18 protein-coding genes are annotated in these 20429 nt (G+C 67.8%); 2 read left to right on the plus strand and 16 right to left on the minus strand.

The genetic code is table 11. The annotated features are described in order from the left end of the window. Window positions 1-14: 14 nt before the first annotated feature. Entirely contained in the window at window positions 15-2228 is a 2214-nt protein-coding gene (katG, locus tag HX774_RS07870; RefSeq protein ID WP_178825739.1) for a catalase/peroxidase HPI, read from the minus strand. Window positions 2229-2500: 272 nt separating this feature from the next. On the opposite strand from katG, the gene HX774_RS07875 reads away from it, so the two are divergent. Then, window positions 2501-3055: a peroxiredoxin gene (locus HX774_RS07875; protein WP_114817069.1), complete on the plus strand. Its 555-nt coding sequence runs from the start codon at window positions 2501-2503 to the stop codon at window positions 3053-3055. Window positions 3056-3236: 181 nt separating this feature from the next. Next, window positions 3237-3770: a carboxymuconolactone decarboxylase family protein gene (locus tag HX774_RS07880; RefSeq protein ID WP_178825741.1), complete on the plus strand. Its 534-nt coding sequence runs from the start codon at window positions 3237-3239 to the stop codon at window positions 3768-3770. Between the two features lie 84 nt (window positions 3771-3854). Here HX774_RS07880 and HX774_RS07885 read toward each other — a convergent pair whose 3' ends face one another. From HX774_RS07885 to HX774_RS07955, 15 genes are all read right to left on the minus strand, one after another. Continuing rightward, entirely contained in the window at window positions 3855-4274 is a 420-nt protein-coding gene (locus HX774_RS07885; protein ID WP_178825837.1) for a helix-turn-helix domain-containing protein, read from the minus strand. Window positions 4275-4397: 123 nt separating this feature from the next. Continuing rightward, window positions 4398-4856, minus strand: coding sequence for a helix-turn-helix domain-containing protein (locus tag HX774_RS07890; RefSeq protein ID WP_178825743.1), 459 nt, complete (start codon window positions 4854-4856; stop codon window positions 4398-4400). Then, a complete protein-coding gene (gene lnt / locus HX774_RS07895; protein WP_178825746.1) occupies window positions 4853-6457 on the minus strand; it encodes an apolipoprotein N-acyltransferase in 1605 nt (534 codons plus the stop codon). Before lnt ends, HX774_RS07890 begins: the two co-directional genes overlap by 4 nt. Beyond that, entirely contained in the window at window positions 6454-6909 is a 456-nt protein-coding gene (ybeY, locus tag HX774_RS07900; RefSeq protein ID WP_178825748.1) for an rRNA maturation RNase YbeY, read from the minus strand. The genes lnt and ybeY overlap by 4 nt, the downstream gene beginning before the upstream one ends. Continuing rightward, window positions 6909-7904: a PhoH family protein gene (locus HX774_RS07905; protein WP_178825750.1), complete on the minus strand. Its 996-nt coding sequence runs from the start codon at window positions 7902-7904 to the stop codon at window positions 6909-6911. The genes ybeY and HX774_RS07905 overlap by 1 nt, the downstream gene beginning before the upstream one ends. A 96-nt stretch (window positions 7905-8000) precedes the next feature. Continuing rightward, on the minus strand, window positions 8001-9419 hold the full coding sequence (gene miaB, locus HX774_RS07910) for a tRNA (N6-isopentenyl adenosine(37)-C2)-methylthiotransferase MiaB (RefSeq protein WP_178825752.1): 1419 nt from the start codon (window positions 9417-9419) through the stop codon (window positions 8001-8003). Between the two features lie 54 nt (window positions 9420-9473). After that, a complete protein-coding gene (locus HX774_RS07915) occupies window positions 9474-9950 on the minus strand; it encodes a Fur family transcriptional regulator (RefSeq protein ID WP_178825754.1) in 477 nt (158 codons plus the stop codon). A gap of 28 nt (window positions 9951-9978) precedes the next feature. Beyond that, entirely contained in the window at window positions 9979-10395 is a 417-nt protein-coding gene (gene rimI / locus HX774_RS07920) for a ribosomal protein S18-alanine N-acetyltransferase (RefSeq protein ID WP_178825756.1), read from the minus strand. Beyond that, complete coding sequence (tsaB, locus tag HX774_RS07925) at window positions 10392-11081, minus strand: tRNA (adenosine(37)-N6)-threonylcarbamoyltransferase complex dimerization subunit type 1 TsaB (RefSeq protein ID WP_178825758.1); 690 nt, start codon at window positions 11079-11081, stop codon at window positions 10392-10394. The genes rimI and tsaB overlap by 4 nt, the downstream gene beginning before the upstream one ends. 22 nt (window positions 11082-11103) lie before the next feature. Beyond that, window positions 11104-11472 (minus strand): helix-turn-helix domain-containing protein, encoded by a 369-nt coding sequence (locus HX774_RS07930; RefSeq protein WP_178825760.1) that lies wholly within the window; start codon window positions 11470-11472, stop codon window positions 11104-11106. Between the two features lie 72 nt (window positions 11473-11544). Then, window positions 11545-12159 (minus strand): helix-turn-helix transcriptional regulator, encoded by a 615-nt coding sequence (locus tag HX774_RS07935; RefSeq protein ID WP_178825762.1) that lies wholly within the window; start codon window positions 12157-12159, stop codon window positions 11545-11547. Window positions 12160-12451: 292 nt separating this feature from the next. Continuing rightward, the gene (locus HX774_RS07940) at window positions 12452-13009 is read right to left on the minus strand and encodes a NifU family protein (RefSeq protein ID WP_114817057.1); all 558 of its coding nucleotides are present in this window, start codon (window positions 13007-13009) and stop codon (window positions 12452-12454) included. Between the two features lie 245 nt (window positions 13010-13254). Next, on the minus strand, window positions 13255-13722 hold the full coding sequence (locus tag HX774_RS07945; RefSeq protein ID WP_178825764.1) for a universal stress protein: 468 nt from the start codon (window positions 13720-13722) through the stop codon (window positions 13255-13257). Window positions 13723-13949: 227 nt separating this feature from the next. Then, complete coding sequence (locus tag HX774_RS07950) at window positions 13950-18809, minus strand: NAD-glutamate dehydrogenase (RefSeq protein WP_178825766.1); 4860 nt, start codon at window positions 18807-18809, stop codon at window positions 13950-13952. Between the two features lie 407 nt (window positions 18810-19216). Continuing rightward, window positions 19217-20377: an AI-2E family transporter gene (locus HX774_RS07955; protein WP_114817054.1), complete on the minus strand. Its 1161-nt coding sequence runs from the start codon at window positions 20375-20377 to the stop codon at window positions 19217-19219. Window positions 20378-20429: the final 52 nt, after the last annotated feature.

Raw genomic sequence — 20429 nt, forward strand, 5'->3', positions numbered from 1 at the left:
CGCCTCCTTTGCGCCTAGTGCAGATCGAAGCGGTCGGCGTTCATCACCTTGGTCCAGGCGGCGACGAAGTCCCGCACGAACTTCTCGCCCGCGTCAGCCGAGGCGTAGACCTCGGACAGGGCGCGCAGCTGGGCGTTGGAGCCGAAGACAAGGTCGGTGCGGGTGGCGGTCCACAGCTGTTCGCCGGTCAGACGATCCGTGCCGACGAAGGTCTCGTCGCCCTCGCCGTCGACCTGTTTCCAGCCGGTTCTCATGTCCAGCAGGTTGACGAAGAAATCGTTGGTCAACTGACCCGGACGATCGGTGAAGACGCCGTGCTTCGACCCGCCGTGGCTGGCCCCGAGAACACGCAGACCGCCGACCAGCACCGTCATCTCGGGCGCCGTCAGCCCCAGGAGTTGCGCCCGATCGATCAGCAGCTCCTCGGTCGGCACGTTGAAGCGGACCTGCAGATAGTTGCGGAAACCGTCGGCGCGGGGCTCCAGCACCGCAAAGCCGTCCACGTCGGTCTGGTCCTGCGAGGCGTCGGTTCGGCCCGGCGTGAAGGGGACCGCTACGTCGTGACCCGCCGCCCGGATCGCCCGTTCGACGCCGACGACCCCGCCGAGGACGATCAGGTCGGCGATGGAGACATTCAGGCTGAGGCCGCCCTTGATGTCCTCATAGACCTTCAACACACGCGCCAGTCTGGCCGGTTCGTTGACGTCCCAGTCCTTTTGCGGGGCCAGGCGCAGACGCCCGCCGTTGGCGCCGCCGCGATAGTCCGAGCCGCGGAAGGTCACGGCCGAGGCCCAGGCCGTGGACACCAGATCGGCGACCGACAGGCCGGACGCCGCGATGATGTCCTTCAGCACCTTGATGTCGGCGTCCGACAGCGCCGGTCCGGTGTGGGCCGGGATCGGGTCCTGCCAGATCAGGTCCTCGGCCGGAACGTCCGGGCCGAGATAGCGGGCCTTGGGTCCCATGTCGCGGTGGCAAAGCTTGAACCAGGCGCGGGCGAAGGCGTCGCCGAAATAGGCCGGGTCAGCGCGGAACCGCTCCATGATCGGGCGATAGATCGGGTCGATCTTGAAGGCCATGTCGGCGGTCGTCATCATCGTCGGCACGCGCTTGCCCGGCGTATGGGCCGCCGGGGCCAGGGTCTCCGGCGGATTGCCCACCGGCTGCCACTGCTTGGCGCCCGCAGGGCTGCGGACCAACTCGTAGTCGTGGTCCAGCAGCATGTCGAAATAGGTCATGTCCCAGGTGATCGGCGTGGGAGTCCAGGCCCCCTCGATACCCGAGGTGATGGTGTCGTCGCCTATGCCGCTGGCGTGACCCGAGATCCAGCCCAGACCCTGTTGGGCGATGTCGGCGCCCTCGGGGCTGATCCCGACCTTGGAGGCGTCGCCGGCGCCGTGGGCCTTGCCGAAGGTGTGGCCGCCCGCGGTCAGGGCGGCCGTCTCCTCGTCGTTCATGCCCATGCGGGCGAAGGTCTCGCGAATGTCGCGGGCCGAGGCCAGGGCTTCGGGCACGCCGCCGGGGCCTTCCGGGTTCACATAGATCAGGCCCATCTGGATGGCGGCCAGGGGGTCTTCCAGAGCCATGCCCTTATCGGGCTGGATGCGGGTCTGGTTGGCTTCGTCGCCGACCCAGTTCTCTTCCGTGCCCCAGTAGACGTCCTTCTCGGGCTCCCAGACGTCGGCGCGGCCGCCGCCGAAGCCGAAGACCGGCCCGCCCATGCTTTCGATGGCGACATTGCCGGCCAGGATCATCAGGTCGGCCCACGATAACTTGGCGCCATACTTCTGCTTGATCGGCCACAGCAGGCGGCGCGCCTTGTCGAGGTTGCCGTTGTCCGGCCAGGAGTTGAGCGGGGCGAAGCGCTGCTGCCCCGCGCCGGCGCCGCCGCGCCCGTCCCCGGTGCGATAGGTGCCGGCCGAGTGCCAGGCCATGCGGATGAAGAAGGGGCCGTAGTGGCCGTAGTCCGCCGGCCACCAGGGTTGGCTATCGGTCATCAGGGCGGTCAGGTCACGCTTGACTGCGGCCAGATCCAGCGACTTGAAGGCCTCGGCGTAGTCGAAGCCGTCGCCCATCGGATCGCCCGACCGGCCCTGCTGATGCAGGATATCCATCGCCATCTGGTTGGGCCACCAGTCGCGGTTGGTGCGCCCCAGAAGCGAGCGCAGCGCGCCGGGCTCCTTCTTGGGATCGTGAAGAGGGGTGGGGCCGCCTGCTTGTCCGTCCATGGTTTTCCTCCTGTTGGCCGACTATTGCGGCGAGCCTACTCCCGCTTCGGCGCCAAAGGAAAATCGATAAACTTTGGGTCATTCAGCAGGAAAACTTATAGTCGTCTCGGACAGCCACGCTTGGCGTCTGTCGCCCGTCCATAATGAAAATCTATTCGTGATTGTGAAATCATCGATTTGACTTCCGCGGCCCCACCCCCCATCTGAAGCCCAACGGCGATGCGCCTCCCTGCGTCGCCGCCTGTCTTACATTGTCAGAATGGAGCTCCACTATGCTGGGCGTCGGTCAAAAACTGCCTGAATTCAAGATCACTGGCGTGAAGCCGGGCTTCAACGACCATGAAGAAAACGGCGTCTCGGCGTTTGAAACGCTGACGCAGGACAGCTTTGACGGCAAGTGGAAGGTCATCTTCTTCTACCCGAAGGACTTCACCTTCGTCTGCCCGACCGAAATCGCCGCCTTCGCCAAGCTGGGCAAGGACTTCGAAGACCGCGACACCGTCGTGCTCGGCGGTTCGACCGACAACGAGTTCGTCAAGCTGGCCTGGCGCCGCGACCATGCCGACCTGAACAAGCTGCCGATCTGGCAGTTCGCTGATACCGGCGGCAAGCTGGCCCGCGACCTGGGCATCCTGGACGAAGAAAACGGCGTCGCCCTGCGCGCCACCTTCGTCGTGGACCCGCACAATGTCGTCCAGCACGTCTATGTCACCAACCTGAACGTCGGCCGTTCGCCGGAAGACACGCTGCGCGTCGTCGACGCCCTGCAGACCGACGAACTGTGCGCCTGCAACCGCCCGGTCGGCGGCGAGACCCTGGCCGCTTAAGTACTGGCCCAGGTACGGCCCGGACCGCGTTTGTAGGGTTCGGGCCGCCCCCTCTGGAAGAGGCGGCGGCGGGCGACTGTCGCCGCCTTTTTCATGCCCGACGCCTTGCCCTGACGGGCGCGTCGGCCCTCCCCATATTGTGTCCGGCGCAAGCGGCGCCGTTGATCTGAAGGAAGTTTCCATGTCCATCGACGCCCTGCGTGAAATGATCCCGGCCTACGCCAAGGACATCTCGCTGAACCTGTCCTCGCTGGCCAATGAGACCGTGCTGAACGACCAGCAGAAGTGGGGCTGCTTCCTGGCCTCGGCCCACGCCATCGGCGTCGCCCCGGTCGTCAAGGCCATCGAGGCCCAGGCCGCGACCATCCTGTCGCCCGAAGCCCTGACCGCAGCCAAGGCCGCCGCCGCCATCATGGGCATGAACAACATCTACTACCGCTCGCTGCACCTGATGAAGAACAACGAGTACACGACCCTGCCGGCCAAGCTGCGCATGAACGTCATCGCCAACCCCGGCGTCGAGAAGCTGGACTTCGAACTGTGGTCCACCGCCGTCTCGGCCATCAACGGCTGCGGCGCCTGCCTTGACGCGCACGAAGGCGAACTGCGCAAGCACGGCGTGCCCAACGTCCAGGTCCAGGCTGCGCTTCGCATCGGCGCCGTGGTCCACGCCGCCAGCCGGATCGTCGCCTCGGAAGCCGCACTGGCGGGCTAATCTCGCGGGTTGATCCGCCACGGATCGCCAGACAGCAGAAAGGCGCGGAGCAATCCGCGCCTTTTTCAATTCCGGTTCGCCGTGTCAGCCCTTGTCGGCGGGGCTCTCGTGACTGGTCATTTCCCGCATCATGTCCAGCACCAGCTTCTGCTGTCGTACCGACAGCTGCGGCGCCAGACGACCGATCTCCATGCTCTGGCGCGTCGCCGGGAAGTCGTGGACGAAGGGCTCGGTCTCGCCTTCGGCCATACCCGGCGCCGCCGTCGTCAGGCCCTCGAAGAAGTAGCCGATATCGACCTTGAAGAAGCGGGCGATGTCCCAGAGCTTGGAGGCCGAAACGCGGTTGGCGCCCTTCTCGTACTTCTGAATCTGCTGGAAGGTCAGACCGAGCGCCCGGCCCAGATCGCTCTGATTATAACCCAGGGCGATCCGCTTCTCGCAAACCCGCCGACCGACATGACGGTCCACGGGATGGGGACCATCCTCTGCCGAGCCTCTGACCATCATGCGTTCTCGCCTAAAAACTACGCTGAACTCAATTACTCAATTGTCCCGAAATGCGACGGATAGCCAGCGGTGTCACGACAATTCGCGTGTTGGGCGTGTAGGCGCCCCGCTAGAGCCCGCTCAGCCCTCTTCTTCGCCCTTCAACGCTCGAACAATCGCGAGCGCCGTGCGCTGACGCGCTTCCGGCAGTTGCCGCACGACGGCGCCGATCCGTTGCACCAGGGGTTGAGGCGCCGCCTCCGCCGGATGCCCGGCCAGGCCCGGGGCCCATTCCCTCTCTCCCATTCCCGCGACGCTGTATTCGCCGTCCCGCAGAATCTGGAAGGGCAGCCCCTCGTAGATGGCGGCCACATCGACGTTCATCGCTTTACAGAACTGCCAAAGCCGCGCCGCCGGGACACGATTCTTGCCGCTTTCGTGCCGCCCCCACTGATTGGCGGAAATCCCCAGCTCATGACCCATCTGGGCCTGCGTAAGACCGCGATCCTCTCTCAGGGCGCGCAGGCGCGCACCCAAGGGCTCGTCGATGTGACGGGTTCGCTTGAGGTCTTCGCGTTCCTCGTCGTCCATCTTGGTCATGCCGGCGCCTTGCGCCGTCCCCAACCTAGACCACCCGCCAGCATCACAACCAGCAGCAGTCCGAACAGGCCGTCGCCCCAACGGCCATAGAGGGTCGGCGCCGCCGGTTCGGGCAGGCGCACGTCGATGACCCCGGCATGGCCCGGGTCCAGCCGCTTGCCGTCCACGACGCGGCCCCAGGGGTCGATCATGGCCGAGACGCCCGTGGGGGTGGCGCGGGCGATGGGCAGACCCGTCTCGATGGCGCGATAGCTGGCCAGGTTCAGGTGCTGACGCGGACCCGAGGTCGCCCCGAACCAGGCGTCGTTGGAGACATTGACGATCCAGGCCGGGCGCGCCGCGCCGCTGGCCGGGGTGAAGCCCGGATAGAGGCTTTCGTAGCAGATGAGCGGCTGGACGTTCGGCGCATTGACCAGGCTGATCGGTGCGGGCTTGGGTCCGGCGCTGAAGTCGGACGGGACGTGGACCAGGCTACGCACGCCGATCTGGCTCATCAGTTGTCCCATCGGCAGATATTCGCCGAACGGCACCAGACGGTGCTTGTCGTAGATGGCCCCGATCCGCAGGCCCGCCGCCCCCTCATCATGCAGGGCGAACAGGCTGTTGTAGTAGCGGGCCCCGCCCTCGGCGGTCGCGTCGGCCTCGCCGCGGCTGATGCCCATCAACAGGGTCTGGCCGGTCTGCAAGGCGCCGGCGATGGCCTGGGCGTCGGACGAGTTGAACACGTCGTTGGCGGTGGCGGGCAGGGCGCCCTCGGGCCAGACCACCACGTCGGGCAGGGCTGCCCCCGGCTGGGCCGTCAGGGCGACGTAGCGGTCAACGATGGCCTGATAGGCCTCCGGGCTCCATTTGGATTCCTGAGGGATGTCGGCCTGGACCAGACGCACCAGGGTCGGGCCGTCGACCGGCTTGGCCGAGGTCAGGCGCAGAGTTCCGAAAGCGAACAGGCCCGCCAGGACGGCGACGCCCAGACCCGCCGCGATCAGGCGCGGACGACGGGGTCCGCCGCTCGCCACAAGACCCAAGGCCGATACGGCGGCCAGGGTCACCAGCCCCAGGCCATAGACGCCCGCCACCGAGGCGAACTGCGACATGGCCGAGCCGGCCAGCCAGCTGGCGCCGGTCGGATTCCACGGAAAGCCCGTCAGCATATGGCCGCGCAGCCACTCCAGCAGGGCGAACAGAGCGGCGAACAGCAACACTCGCCGCACGGCTTCGCGCGGCGCGAAACGACGATAAAGCGCCGTGGCCGCGCCGAAGAACAAGCCCAGCCCCATGGGCAGCAGGCTGGCGGCGAAAGGCGCCATCCAGGCCTGATCCTTGTTGACCAGGAAGGCCTCGGCCACCCACCAGCAGCCGATGAAGAAATAGGCGAAGCCGGCCAGCCACCCCATCCAGAAGCCGCCCTTCACCGTGCGCGACCGCTCGGTCAGCAACATCAGCAGCGGATAGCCCAGCAAACCGGGCAGGACCCCGAACGGCGGGTGCGTCAGAGCGGCGGCGGCGCCGGCCAGAAGAGCCAGGGCGATCCGGCCCCAGCGGTTCGTCAGCACGCCCCCCCACAAGGCGCCTAGGCCCTGCGCCGACAAACGGTCGTTCATGCATCAGCCTCGTGTTCGACGGCATAGGGATCGGCGACGCCGAGCGCGGCCAGGATCTCGCGCTCCTCGGCCTCCATCTCCTCGGCCTCGGCGTCGTCTTCGTGGTCGCGGCCCAGCAGGTGCAGCACGCCGTGGACGACCAGATGGCTCAGATGATCGGAGAGGGTCTTGCCTTGGGTCTCGGCCTCGGCGGCGCAGTAGGCGAAGCCCAGCACCACGTCGCCCAGATGCGGAAAGGCGCTCTCGGCGGCCGGGAAGGAGAGGACATTGGTCGGCCGGTCCTTGTCACGGAAGCGGGCGTTCAGATCCTGAACCCCGGCGTCGTCGGTCAGCAGCACGACCACGTCGCCCTCGACCGCGCCCAGCGCCGCCGTCGCCGCGCGCAACACCACAGCGTCCACGTCAGGCAGCGCAGCCGTCCAGGCCGCGTCCTCGACCTCGATCTCGATCATCAGTCTTCGTCGTCCTCAAGATCGGCGGCGGGCCGCCCCCGCGCCGCATCGGCGTCATAGGCGCGCACGATACGCTCGACCATGGCGTGACGCACCACGTCCTCGGCCTTGAAGGCCTGAACGCCTACTCCCTTCACGTCCTCGAGGATGCGCAGAGCGTGGCGCAGACCGGAATCGCGCGGGTTCAGCAGGTCGATCTGCGACGGATCGCCCGTCACCACCATGCGGGCGCCTTCGCCGAGGCGGGTCAGCACCATCTTCATCTGCAGGCGCGACGTGTTCTGCGCCTCATCGACGATGATGAAGGCATGGCTCAGGGTGCGGCCGCGCATGAAGGCGATGGGGGCGGCTTCGATCTCGCCCTTCTCGCGGCGACGACGCACGTCCTCGACGCCGAGAATGTCGTTCAGGGCCTCCCAGATCGGGGCCAGATAGGGATCGACCTTTTCGTTCAGATCGCCCGGCAGGAAGCCCAGCTTCTCGCCCGCCTCGACCGCCGGGCGGGTAATGACCAGTCGGTCCACCTGTCCGCGCCGCAGCAGAGAGGCGCCGTAGGCCGCCGCCAGGAAGGTCTTGCCCGTGCCCGCCGGGCCGACGCCGAAGGTCAGTTCGCAACGGCTGAGCAGGTCCAGATAGCGGGCCTGGGCCGCCGTCTTCGGCGCGATGGCGCCGCGCCGACCGACCGGCAGGGCGACGGCGTCGGGCACGACCCGGCCCTGATCGGCGCGCGGCTGCGCCACGGCGGCGCCCAGGGCCATGCGCACGTCGGCCTCGGTGATCTCGGCGCCCGTATCGGCCCGCGTCGCCAGAATCACGACCACACGCTTGGCCTGGGCTCGGTCCCGCGCCGAGCCGTTGATCGATACGCCGCCGCCCGGCGCCTCGACCAGCACCTTGAAGGCGTCTTCGATCAAAGCGACGTGGCGGCTGTTGGGGCCGATCACGGCCCGCAAGGCTTGATCGCTCAGGGACAGGAACTCGGACTCTCGGGCCATAGGTTTCCTTTTTAGGGTCCCTATCGTCTCGCCCGCGGGGCGAGACTGCTTGAGGGACACAGTGCCAATAATCGGCCTCGTCGGAGGCGTGTCGAGTTAGATAGTGCCTTGATCGACGAGGCGCCCGTTCAAACTGTTCTGGGCGCCGCTGACGATCTCGACCGGAACGATCTGGCCCAGAAGATGATCCGCAGCCTCGACGTGAACCGCCTGGAGATAGGGCGAGCGGCCGATGGCCTGACGGTCATACCGGCCCTTCTTTTCGAACAGGACGTTAAGGGTCTTGCCCGTCTGGGCGACATTGAAGGCGGTCTGCTGCTCGAACAGCAGGGCCTGAAGTCGGTGCAGCCGTTCCAGCGCCACAGCCTCCTCGACCTGGCCCGCCATGGTCGCGGCGGGGGTGCCGGGGCGCGGCGAATAGACGAAGCTGAAGGCCCCCGCATAGGTGACCTGACGCACTAGATCGAGGGTGTCTTCGAAGTCCCGATCCGTCTCGCCGGGGAAGCCGACGATGAAGTCGCCGGCGATGGCCATGTCGGGCCGCGCCTCGCGGATGCGGGTGATCAGGTCGATGTATTTCTGACGCCCGTGCTTGCGGTTCATCAGTCGCAATACCCGGTCGGACCCGGCCTGAACCGGCAGGTGCAGATAGGGCATCAGAGCGTCCAGATCGGCGTGGGCCGCGATCAGGTCGTCGCTCATGTCGTTGGCGTGACTGGTCGTATAGCGGATGCGATCCAGACCGGGAATTTCGGCCAGGGCGTAGGCCAGTTTCGCCAGGGTGAAGGGCTTTCCGTCCGGGCCTTCGCCGTCGTAGGCGTTGACGTTCTGGCCCAGAAGGGTGACTTCGCGCACGCCCCGGTCGGCCAGGGCGCGGGCCTCGGCCAGGACCGCCGTCGCCGGGCGCGACCACTCGGCGCCGCGCGTATAGGGGACAACGCAGAAGGTGCAGAACTTGTCGCAGCCCTCCTGCACCGTCAGAAAGGCGGTCGGGCCTTCGCCGCCGCGTGTAGCCGGCAGAGCGTCGAACTTTTCATGCGGGGCGAAGTCGGCGCCGATGCGCTCACCGCGCGCCCGCGCCGTGCGGGTCAGCAGTTCCGGCAGCTGGTGATAGGCCTGGGGTCCTACCACCAGATCGACCGCCGGCTGGCGCTTCATGATCTCCTCGCCCTCGGCCTGGGCGACGCAGCCGGCGACCGCGATGGTCATGCCGCCGTCGCCGCGCGCGACCTTGCGCTCGCGCATCTGCTTCAGCTTGCCGAGCTCGGAATAGACCTTCTCGGCGGCGCGTTCGCGGATGTGGCAGGTGTTGAGGATGACGAAGTCGGCGCCTTCGGGCGCGTCCGTGGTCGCATAACCCAGCGGGCGCAGGACGTCGGCCATGCGCTCTGAGTCATAGACGTTCATCTGACAACCGTAGGTCTTGATGAACAGGCGTCTGGGCGCCGCCGCCAGACCTTGGTCCGGGACTGCGCCTTCCGCCTTTTCGATGGGCTTTTCGAGCGTATCGGTCATGCGCGGCTTATGATCGCCGAAGCCGACGACGGCAAGGCGAACCGCTGCGCGGGATCAGCCCTCGGTCGGCTCCACGCGCGCGGCGTGGCGTTTGTAGATCAGGCCTTCGCGCTCGATGGGCTCGGCGCCGGGAATGGCGTGGCCGTAGAGCTCCAGCTTGTGGCCGACCAGTTCGAAGCCCAGGCGCTTGGCGATCTCGGTCTTCAGGCGCTCGATCTCGGCGTCGAAGAATTCGATGACCTCGCCGGTCTTGGTGTCGATCAGGTGGTCGTGGTGGTCGTCGCCGGCCTCTTCGTAGCGGCTGCGACCGTCGCCGAAGTCATGCTTCTCGACCACGCCCGCCTCTTCGAACAGGCGCACGGTGCGATAGACGGTGGCGATCGAAATGTGCGGGTCGATGGCCGAGGCGCGGCGATACAGCTCCTCGACGTCAGGGTGATCCTCAGCCTGAGACAGAACGCGGGCGATCACGCGCCGCTGCTCGGTCATACGCATGCCGCGGTCGGCGCAAAGTTTCTCGATCCGTTCCATGCGCCGGAAGATAGGCTGAGCCGCTGACTTATGGAAGCGGTCGAGGAAAGTTCAGAGCCAGGACCAGGGCGTCCTCCCGGCGGCCGTCCGCACGCGCATAATATCCGCGCCGACGCCCGGCCTCATGAAAGCCCGCGCGGGCGTAGAGGGCGCGGGCGGCGACATTGTCTTCGGCCACTTCCAGGAACATGCGCTCGGCCCCGAGCGCGGCGGCGCGGACCACGGCGGCTTCGACCAGACGGGCGCCGAGCCCGCCGCGCCGGGCGGACGGACGCACGGCCAGGGTCAGGATCTCCGCCTCGTCGGCCACGACCCGGATCAGGATGAAGCCGTCGGCCTCGGCCACGACGAAAACGCCGGGCGAAGCGAGCAGGGCCGACAGCGAAGCCGCGTCCCACGGCGTCTCGAACGCCTCGGCGTGGATCGCGGCGAGGGCCTCGGTCACGAGGCGAGCGGCGGGCGCGGCTGGCCCGGCAGACGGCTGGGCGGGGTGGCGTCGGGCGCGCGCAGATAAAGCGGGCGGGGCAGGGCGGTCGCCGGATCAGCCGCTGCGGTCATGCGGGCCAGGGCTTCGGGCGTCGGCGCGGGCAGCGGCTTCAGGACCACGTCGGAGAACTGATCGAGGAAGGTCTCGCTCAGCAGCAAGGCGCCCGAGCCGACGAGGGTCGGGACGGCGCCTGCCGCCGCCGCCAGGATGCGATCCGTCGCCGTTTCCAGCGACAAGGCCTCAGCCTCGCCCAGCGCGACGCCGTCGCGGAACAGCCGGGCATAGACCTGACCCCGGCGGGCGTCGATCACGGCGGCGACCAGACCGGCGGGTTCAATGGAAGCCGCCAGAGCGTCGAGCGTGGAGACGCCGACGACCGGGCGATCCAACGCCGCGCCCAGTCCCTGTGCAAAGGCCATACCGACGCGCAGGCCGGTGAAGGAGCCCGGTCCCACGGTGACGCCGATACGGTCCAGCGCGTCAAAGCCGCCGCCGGCGTCCGCCACGGCGTCGCGGGCCATACCGGCCAGCCGTTCCTGATGGCCCTTGGTCATCAGTTCGGAGCGCAGGCCGATCACGCGCCCGTCCTCGACCACGCCGGCCGTACAGGCGCCCAGCGCCGTATCCACGATCAGAACTCTCATCGTGGTCTTCCTATCGGGGCGGTCAGGCCGACGCCAGCGCCGCGACCACCTGGCTCACTGCACGACGCAGCGCCGGGTCGACGATCCGGGGAAAGGCCTCGGCCAGGGCGCGACCGTCCGCGGTCGCGGTCAGGGCGTGCAGGCCGACGACCGCATCGTCCTGATCGGTCCGCGATGGAAAGAAGTCGGCCACCGAACAGCCGAGGGCCGTCGCCACCTGGTGCAGGCGCGAGGCCGAGACGCGGTTGGCGCCCTTTTCGTATTTCTGAACCTGCTGAAAGCTGACGCCCAGTTGCGCGGCGAGGGCGGTCTGCGACAGGCCCAGCGCCGAACGACGCGCCGCCATCCGCAATCCGACGACGGCGTCGATATCCTGAGTGCGGCGGGTCATGAGCGGCGTCTCCCTGGCGAGTACGACGCCAAGGTTTCATATCAGACGATGAAACACAACTGTTTCGTTTCATCACTCATCCAGGCGCGCCACCACGGCAGAGACGGAGCGGGCCTGGCCCCGCGCGATCCGCTCCAGCGTCAGCAGAGCTCCGGCGCCGCGCACGATCAGTTCCGCTTCATCCGAGCGCACATAGAGCCGCACCCGCAGGCTCCCGTCCGCCATCTCGACGACGCAGCCCTGATCGCGACGCGGCCAACGGCCCGGCGCGTATTCCAGCACCGTCCCCGCCGCCGCCCAAGGGGCCAATTCGTCCGTCGACAGACGCAGACGCCGACGTTCGCTCGCCGGGGCCGGATCATAGGCGCGACCACGCGCCTGCACCCCGGCAGACAGGGCTTTGGCGCCTGGGTCGGGCGAGGGGGATGGACTAGCGGCTGCGCCCAGCACGAGGGCCAGATCCTCGGGCGTGGCGTCCAGGGCGCCGGTCAGGCGGCGCTGCACGTCGGGGCGGAACAGGCCGGGGCGTTTGCCCGCCTCATACAGGCCCCAGCCCTGGCTGGTCATGCCGATCCTCTGACCGGCTTCGGCCTGGCTCAGTCCCCGCTCGCGGCGCAGGGCGGACAGGGCCTCGCCGAGAGCGCGGCCCTCGGCCCCGGCGTCATCATCGGATGTGAAACGGGCCATGCGGCGATCATGCCCCACGGCCCGTTCGGACGATAGTGTTTCATGTGAAACATCATTTTTTGTGGGCCGCGGTCGTCGACCCTTCGGGATCTCCCGACCCGACGCGAGCATTCTTGTGGGCCGCGGTCAGAAGGCTCCGCCTTCTCGACCCGACGCGAGCATTCTTTGTGGGCCGCAGTCAGAAGGCTCCGCCTTCTCGACCCGACGCGGCCTGCCGCTTCGCGCACGCCCACCCGCGCTCAATACAGCGAGCCGCCGCGCGGCGAGCGATAGCGCTCTAAGGATGCCGCCCTTAAATCACCTGCTCAACGCTGGTCACTTCGGGGATGTAGTGACGCATCATCTGTTCCACGCCCGCCTTCAGCGTCGCGGAGGAGGAAGGGCAGCCAGAGCAGGCGCCGCGCATCCGCAGGCGCAGGATTCCGGTTTCAAGGTCGAAATGGTCGAACAGGATGTCGCCGCCGTCCTGAGCCACGGCCGGGCGGATGCGGCTGTCCAGCAGACCTTTGATCTCGGCGACGATTTCGCTGTCTTCAACGCCGTCGTCCACGACCGCCTCGACCCCGCGCGTCAGCGGCGCGCCCGAGACGAAATGATCCATGATGACCGCCAGAATGGGGGCCTTCATCTGGCTCCAGTCCAGCCCCTCGGCGGCCCGCGTCACCGAAACATAGTCGGCGCCGAAGAAGACGCCCTCGACGCCCTCCAGCTCGAACAGGGCCTCGGCCAGCGGCGAGGCCGTGGCTTCATCGATGGAGCGATATTCCAGCACGCCTTCCGGGGCCACATCGCGGCCCGGCAGGAATTTCAGGACATTGGGGTTCGGCGTGGGTTCGGTCTGGATGAACATGGGCGGGAGATGGACCTCAACGGACAAGTTCGCAACCCTTCTCCCTCCCCGTTCGGGGAGGGTGGTTGAGGCCACAGGCCGAAACCGGGTGGGGGCGGATCGACCAAGCGCCGCGTCCCGTATCACCCAGCCCTCCCCACCCGTCTGACGCTTCGCGTCAGCCACCCTCCCCATGAAGGGGAGGGAGAGGCGTCGCGTCACTCAAGCAGCGAAGCTCCGTGAGACGAGCGATAGCGACCCCAGGATTATGCCAAGTCTTCGATGTCTGCGTCGGTCAGTTCGCCGGGGACGATGGTTACGGGCAGCTTGCGGCCGGTGAAGGCGCCGCCCTGTTTCAGCACCGCCGAGACCAGGGGCCCGGGACCGCGCGAGCCCGAGCCCGCGGCCAGCACCAGAATCTTGATGTCAGGGTCGGCGCCGACGGCCTTGCGAATGGCGCCTTGGGGATCGCCTTCTTCGATCAGGAAGATGGGGGCCGCGCCGGATTTCTCGGCGGCCTCCTCGCCGATGCGGTTCAGCAGAGCCTCGGCCTCTTCGCGCTGCTGGCGACGGATTTCGTCACGGACGCCGGACCAGTGCTCGTCCGAGCCGCCGGGCAGGGCGCGCAGCAGGACGACGCGACCGCCGGTCGACTTGGCTCGACGCGCGGCATAGCCCAGGGCCGCGCCGAACTCGGGGCTGTCGTCGACGACGACGAGAAACTTCCTGGGCATGGGATCTTCTTGCCTTGCGGATCTCTGAACCGCCACCTAGCCCGAAGCCGCCCCAAACGCCAAGGCCCGCCCGCCTCATCGCGAACGACGAAACGAGCGGGCCTCATTCAGGCAAGTTGCGCGGCGGCGCTCAAGCAGCGAGCCGCCGCGCGGCGAGCGTAGCGCCCTTAGACTCGCTCAAGCAGCGAGCGACCGCGTCGCTCGCGTTAGCGCTCTTGGGAAGCTTCTTAGCTTCCCAGAACCTCCCGGATAGCCCCGTTGGCGATGGTCAGCTTGGCGAAGGTCCAGCCGGCGCCCGAAGCTTCGATCTCGTCCACCGCAGCGCGCAGCGCCTCGACCTGACCCATGCGCGCGCCGATCCAGGCGTCGACCGCCTGTTCGGCGCTGGCCTCTCCCGCGCCCGCCGCCTCGACCGACGCCAGGGCCACGGCGCGGGTCAGCTGCTGCTGCTCGGCGCTCAGGTCCTGGATCAGGCGACGCACGGCCAGACGATCGAAGTGATCGCTCGACGACACCGAGCCGGCGGCGACGCGCAGACGGTCGAAGTCGAAGGCGGCGCCGACCTGGTGATAGAGGCGGGCCATGGCCGGGGCGCTCCAGCCCAGTTCATTGGCCAGATCGCCGATGTCCGCCGTGGCCACCATGGGCCGCAGCAGGGCGATGTCGCGCGCCAGGTCTTCCGGTGCGCCGAGATCCACAAAGGCCTGGACCCGGCCCTCGAAGCGTTGCTGCTCGAAGCGCGACAGCACGGCGGGACCAGCGGTGCGCAGGGCGTCCGCGGCCGGTTGATAGGCGGCGATCATGCCGCCGACCGTGGTTTCCGTGCGGGCCGCACGACGAGCCAGCCAATAGGTCTGACGACGCAGGACCAAGGCGATCTCGCGATACAGCGCCGTCTGGGCCTCGGCCGGGATCTTGAGGTCCAGCGCCGAAACGGCGTTCCAGGCCTGATCCAGACGGAAGACCTGACGCGCGGTCTCAAAGGCCGTGACCATGGCCGCCGTGTCGCATTCCGCCGCCGCGCGCAGGCGGTCGGGGAAGGTCGCGCCCGCCATGTTGACGATCTCGTTCGACAGCACCGTGGCGATGATGTCGCGACGCAGGCGGTGCCCCTTCATGTCCTCTTCGAACTGGGCCAGCGGGGCCGGGAAGTAGTGAACCAGCAGGCGCTCGAAGAAGGCGTCGTCGGGCGCCGAAGAGCCGACGATCTCATCGAACAGCTCCAGCTTGGAATAGGCCGTCAGCACCGCCAGTTCGGGACGGGTCAGAGCCGAACCCTGCGCCTTCATCTCGGCCATGCGGGCGTCGTCGGGCAGGTATTCCACCGCGCGGTTCAGCTTACCCAGGGCCGTCAGGTGCTGCATGAAGGCCTGCTGGGCGTCCAGGGCGTCGGCGCCTTCGGCCTGTTGCAGGGTCAGGGCCAGGGTCTGGTCGTAGTTGTGGGCCAGGACCTTGTCGGCGACCTCGTCGGTCATCGACTTCAGCAGGGCGTTTCGGTCCTCGGCCTTAAGGTGGCCCGAAGCGATGGCGCCGCCGGTGAGGATCTTGATGTTCACCTCATGGTCGGACGAGTCCACGCCCGCCGAGTTGTCGATGGCGTCGGTGTTGATGCGAGCGCCCGCGCGCGCCGATTCGATGCGCCCCAGCTGGGTCATGCCCAGGTTGGCGCCTTCGCCGATGACCTTGGCCCGAACCTCGCCGCCGTTGATGCGGATGGCGTCGTTGGCCTTGTCGCCGGCCTGGGCGTTGGTCTCACCCGCGCCCTTGATGTAGGTGCCGATGCCGCCGAAGTAGAGCAGCTCGGCCCGCGCCTTGAGGATGGCCTGCATCAGGGTCGTCGGGTCGACGGTGTCGGCCTCGATGTCCAGCAGGGCCTTGATCTGCGGTGTCAGGGTGATGGTCTTGGCCGCGCGCGAGAAGACGCCGCCGCCTTCCGAGATCAGGCTCTTGTCATAGTCCTGCCAGCTGGTGCGCGGGGTTTCGAACAGGCGCTTGCGCTCTTCCCACGACTTGGCCGGGTCCGGGTTCGGGTCGATGAAGATGTCGCGGTGATCGAATGCGGCGACCACCTGCGTCGCCTTGGACAGCAGCATGCCGTTGCCGAAGACGTCGCCGGACATGTCGCCCACGCCGACCACGGTGAAGGGCTCGGACTGGATGTCCTTGCCCATCTCGCGGAAGTGGCGCTTGACGGCCTCCCAGGCGCCGCGCGCGGTGATGCCCATCTCCTTGTGGTCATACCCGGCCGAACCGCCCGAGGCGAAGGCGTCGTCCAGCCAGAAGCCGTAGGACTGGCTCACGCCGTTGGCGATGTCGGAGAAGGTCGCCGTGCCCTTGTCAGCGGCCACGACCAGATAGGGGTCGTCGCCTTCCCAGGCCATGACATTGGCCGGGCGGATGGGCGCGCCCTCGCCGACGATGTTGTCGGTGATGTCCAGCAGACCGGACAGGAAGGTCTTGTAGGCGCGGATGGCCTCGGCCTGGATGGCGTCGCGGTCGCCGCCGACCGGCAGGCATTTGGGATAGAAGCCGCCCTTGGAGCCGACCGGCACGATGACCGAGTTCTTGACCTGCTGCGCCTTCACCAGGCCCAGCACCTCGGTGCGGAAGTCGTCGCGACGGTCCGACCAGCGCAGGCCGCCGCGCGCCACGGGGCCGAAGCGCAGGTGGACGCCCTCGATGTGCGGGGCCCAGACGAAGATCTCGCGGAAAGGCTTGGGCAGGGGCAGGTCTTCAAGCTCGCGCGAAGCGATCTTGATCGAGATGTGGGCCTTGGGCGTGCCCTCAGCGTCGACCTGATAGAAGTTGGTGCGCTTCACGGCGCCGATCAGCAGGGCGATGCGGCGCAGCACCCGGTCGTGGTCCAGACTCTTCACGTCCTGCAGCAGGGCGACGATCTTGTCGTTCAGCTCGGCGACCAAGGCTTCGCGTTCCGCGACCGAACCGCCGTGGGCCGGGTCGAACTTGGCCTTGAACAGCGACAGGATGGCGCGGGCCACGGTCGGATATTCGCGCAGGGCCGCTTCCTGCACCGCCTGCGACGGGTCCAGCCCGGTCTGCTGTCGATAACGGGCCAGGGTGCGGATCAGGGCCGCTTCGCGCCAGTCGACGCCCAGCTCCAGCACCAGACGGTTGAAGCCGTCGCTTTCGGTGCGGCCGGTCCAGACCGCCGAGAAGGCGGCCTCGAACGGGGCCTTGATGTCGGCAAAGGTCAGGGCCTCGCCGCGCGGATCTTCCAGCAGGAAGTCGTGGATATAGATGGGGGCGTCGCCGGTCGTGCGGACGACGTGGTCCGATTCTTCCAGCGTCTTCAGACCCATGTCCGCCAGGATCGGCAGGACGTCGGACAGGGGCACGGCCGCGCCGCGACGATAGAGCTTGAAGCGGAACTGCAGCGCGCTTTCGTCCGCCGTGCGGAAGGCGCGGACGGCCACCGGCTCGGCATGGACGCCGTCGCCCGTCGAGCCGTCGTTCAGACGGTCGAACTGCTCCAGATCGGCCACGGCCTCGGCGGCGTCATAGCGGTCGCGGTAGGAGACGCCGAAGCTGTCGGCCCATTTGGCGCTGGTCGGACCGACGGCGACCTCATCGACGTCGGCGGCGCGCAGGGCGGTTTCGAAACGGTCGATCCAGCTGCGGCCGGCCTCGGCCACCTCGGCCTCAAGCGCCTTGAGGTCGGGGTTGAGGTGAGCGCCCGGCTCGACGCCGATGATGTAGTGGACGCGCGTCAGCGGCTGGTCCGACAGCTGCGGATACCAGGCCGAAACCCGGCCGCCCCAGGCCTTGGCCAGGATGCCGCCGATGCGCTGGCGCAGGCCGGCGTCGAAGCGTTCACGCGGGATGAAGCAGAGCACCGAGACGAAGCGGTCGAACGGGTCCTGGCGCGAGAACAGACGGATACGCGGACGGTCGTACAGGTGCAGGATGCCGAGCGCCGTTTCCAGCAGCTCGTCCTCGCTAATCTGGAACAGCTCGTCGCGCGGATAATTCTCGAGAATGTTCTTCAGGCGCTTGTAGTTGTGGCTGCCCGGCGCCTTGCCGGCGCGCTCCAGGGCGTTGGCCACCTTGCGCCGGATCAGCGGCACCTCCTTGGCCATCTTGTCATAGGCCTCGGCGGTGAACAGGCCGACGAAACGGGTCTCGCCCGAGGCCTTGCCGTCCGCGCCGTAACGCTTGACCCCGACATAGTCCATGTAGGCGCGGCGATGGACGCGGCTGCGGATGTTGGCCTTGGCCACCGTCACCGGCTCGCTGAGGTCCAGCTGACGCTGCATGGCAGCGGTCAGGACGGCCGGTTCCGAGGCGCGACGCAGGACGCGGCGCTCCGGGTCGCCCAGGACGCCCAGGCCCTGATCCGAGACTTCCAGCGGCGCTTCCGGCGCATAGCCGCCGTCGGCCTTGCGCGGATAGGCGTAGTCGCGGGCGCCGAGGAAGACGAAGTGATCGCTCTTGGCCCAGCGCAGGAAGGCGATGTTTTCTTCCAGCACGGCGGGATCGACGGCGGCGGGCGGCGCGGTTTCCAGGTGCTCGACGGCGTCGCGCATCGCCTGGACCATGGCGGCGTGGTCTCCGACCGCGGCGCGCACGTCGGCCATGGCCATGGCCAGGCCCTCGCCCAGAACGTCGCGACGTTCCTGAGGCAGGGGATCGACGACGACGATGATCAGCGAGTCGCGACGACCGGCCTCGATCTCGGCCACCGGGTGGAACAGGGCGCGGACGGTGACGCCCGCGTCGGCCAGTTCGCCCAGGACGCTGTCGACCAGGAAGGGGGCGTCGTCCTGAAGGATCAGGACGCTGTCATAGCCGGTCGGCGCGCCGTCGGCCCCGGCCAGGGCGCCGACGGTGACGCGGGCCGGTTCGCCGGCCTGACGCGTCTTGGCCGAACGCCACACCTGGGCCAGCAGGGCCGCCAGGTCGTCGCCGCCCAGTTCGGGGGTCTCATCGGCGGCGTAGTCGTCGAAGGCCTGAGCCAGGAAGGACTTTTCGGCAGCGCCCGGCGGGCCGTCGACAATGCGCGCATAGGCCGCCTCCAGCGCCTCCAGGGTGGCTGGCGTGGCGGAAACGGTGCGCGAAGCGGCGGACATGGTGAAGTCTCGGACAGCACGGCCAGAGGCCGCAGGGGTTTGACCGGCGCACCTTAGCGCGGCTGGCGAAACTGGCTAGGCCGCGAGAGGCGACTAAGACCCTGAATTCCTGTGTGCAGCGCACCATGTTGCGCCCGAGGCCCACTGATGAGTGTTTCCTCCTCAACAAGGCCACATTGACGACAACAACCGCCCCAATTCCGCCCTGAACCGGACGTCCGCGCCGGTTGAATCGGGCGCTAGAACGAACAAGGCCGTCGAACGTAAACGCTCGACGGCCTGCTCGGGTCCGGCGCAGGAGGGGGAGGGAGCGCCGGTCCTCTGGACTTCGCGGCCGGAGGGGGGGAGGGAGGCCGCGTCGTCTGATTGGACAGATAGTCGGCAGATATGGCGGATCAAGGGCAGGATCAGCCTTCATTCCGATCTTTTTCGTGCGGCGTCTTGCCGCGGCTCCACAGACGCTTGAACCAACCGTCCCCTTCGTCCTTTCGCGCTTCAGGCTTGCGCGCGGCATAGGGCTCGCCGTCGCCGGACAGCAGGACCGCCATCCAGCGAGAGCCCTTGAACTCGGCCAGGATGGCCATGGCCATGACCGCCAGCGGCGTCGACAGGAACATCCCCGGCACGCCCCACATCTTGCCCCACAGGGCCAGGGCCAGCAGGACCACCACGGGGTCGATGTTCTGATTGTCGCCCTGCATCCGCGGCTGAACCAGATTGCCGACCACAAACAGAAGGGTCTGCAAACCGATCAGGAGGATCAGGGCGGGCCAGTAGCTCTCGAACTGAACCAGGGCGAACAGGGGCGGGGCCAAGCCGGCGATGGCCCCGCCCAACACGGGAATGAAGCCGACGATGAAGATGACAAAGGTCCAGAACTCGGCGTTCTGAAGTCCCACCGCCCGCATCATGGCCCAGGCCACGGCGCAGATCATGACGCCGGTGACGGCCTGGACCCACAGATAGCCCTCGACCCCGCCGCGCACGCGGTTGAACACCTCCAGCGCCTCGTTGCGCGCGCCCCGGTCGGGGAACATGGCGACGATCTTCTTCCTGAAGCCTGCCTGAGAGGCCAGCAGGAAGCCCAGATAGACCATGACGAAGAAGGCGCCCGAGGCGACCCCTTGCGCCTGCATCGCCGCCTGGGTCAGCCAGCCGCGCACGTCGATGCCGGCGATCAGATCCTGAAGGGTCGGGGGCTCCTTGACCCCGACGAGGCCGCTGACGTCGGCGATGATATGGTCCAGGCGCGGACCGATGCCGGCTGAGGCGCCCGAGGCGTCGGTGAAGAAGCCCGCCGCCCCGTCGACGATGATCCAGATCGACAGCAGGAAGCCGATCACCACCACGATCAGGGCGGCCGCCCCGGCGAAGCGCGACGGCACCGGGGTGCGCTGCTCGATGGCCCGCTTCATCCCGTCGATCATGATCATCAGGAAGATGGCCATGGCCAGCGGGGTCAGGATGTCCCGCAGCCAATAGAGCGCCGCCCCGCCCGCCACGACGGCGATCAGGACGAGGGCGTTGCGCGCGACCGAGGAGGTCGGAACCGTAATGGGCAGTTTCATGAGCGGGACTGTCGGCGGCGGCGGGGAGAGCGTCAATCGCTGTAAAGCCTCG

The organism is Brevundimonas sp. P7753 (genome assembly GCF_013386595.1).
GTDB lineage: Bacteria > Pseudomonadota > Alphaproteobacteria > Caulobacterales > Caulobacteraceae > Brevundimonas > Brevundimonas bullata.

Excerpts from the sequence above, each read along its gene's own strand:
- katG (WP_178825739.1), bottom strand. The coding sequence starts at position 2,228 with ATGGACGGACAAGCAGGCGGCCCCACCCCTCTTCACGATCCCAAGAAG.
- HX774_RS07875 (WP_114817069.1), top strand. The coding sequence starts at position 2,501 with ATGCTGGGCGTCGGTCAAAAACTGCCTGAATTCAAGATCACTGGCGTG.
- HX774_RS07880 (WP_178825741.1), top strand. The coding sequence starts at position 3,237 with ATGTCCATCGACGCCCTGCGTGAAATGATCCCGGCCTACGCCAAGGAC.
- HX774_RS07885 (WP_178825837.1), bottom strand. The coding sequence starts at position 4,274 with ATGGTCAGAGGCTCGGCAGAGGATGGTCCCCATCCCGTGGACCGTCAT.
- HX774_RS07890 (WP_178825743.1), bottom strand. The coding sequence starts at position 4,856 with ATGACCAAGATGGACGACGAGGAACGCGAAGACCTCAAGCGAACCCGT.
- lnt (WP_178825746.1), bottom strand. The coding sequence starts at position 6,457 with ATGAACGACCGTTTGTCGGCGCAGGGCCTAGGCGCCTTGTGGGGGGGC.
- ybeY (WP_178825748.1), bottom strand. The coding sequence starts at position 6,909 with ATGATCGAGATCGAGGTCGAGGACGCGGCCTGGACGGCTGCGCTGCCT.
- HX774_RS07905 (WP_178825750.1), bottom strand. The coding sequence starts at position 7,904 with ATGGCCCGAGAGTCCGAGTTCCTGTCCCTGAGCGATCAAGCCTTGCGG.
- miaB (WP_178825752.1), bottom strand. The coding sequence starts at position 9,419 with ATGACCGATACGCTCGAAAAGCCCATCGAAAAGGCGGAAGGCGCAGTC.
- HX774_RS07915 (WP_178825754.1), bottom strand. The coding sequence starts at position 9,950 with ATGGAACGGATCGAGAAACTTTGCGCCGACCGCGGCATGCGTATGACC.
- tsaB (WP_178825758.1), bottom strand. The coding sequence starts at position 11,081 with ATGAGAGTTCTGATCGTGGATACGGCGCTGGGCGCCTGTACGGCCGGC.
- HX774_RS07930 (WP_178825760.1), bottom strand. The coding sequence starts at position 11,472 with ATGACCCGCCGCACTCAGGATATCGACGCCGTCGTCGGATTGCGGATG.
- HX774_RS07935 (WP_178825762.1), bottom strand. The coding sequence starts at position 12,159 with ATGGCCCGTTTCACATCCGATGATGACGCCGGGGCCGAGGGCCGCGCT.
- HX774_RS07940 (WP_114817057.1), bottom strand. The coding sequence starts at position 13,009 with ATGTTCATCCAGACCGAACCCACGCCGAACCCCAATGTCCTGAAATTC.
- HX774_RS07945 (WP_178825764.1), bottom strand. The coding sequence starts at position 13,722 with ATGCCCAGGAAGTTTCTCGTCGTCGTCGACGACAGCCCCGAGTTCGGC.
- HX774_RS07950 (WP_178825766.1), bottom strand. The coding sequence starts at position 18,809 with ATGTCCGCCGCTTCGCGCACCGTTTCCGCCACGCCAGCCACCCTGGAG.
- HX774_RS07955 (WP_114817054.1), bottom strand. The coding sequence starts at position 20,377 with ATGAAACTGCCCATTACGGTTCCGACCTCCTCGGTCGCGCGCAACGCC.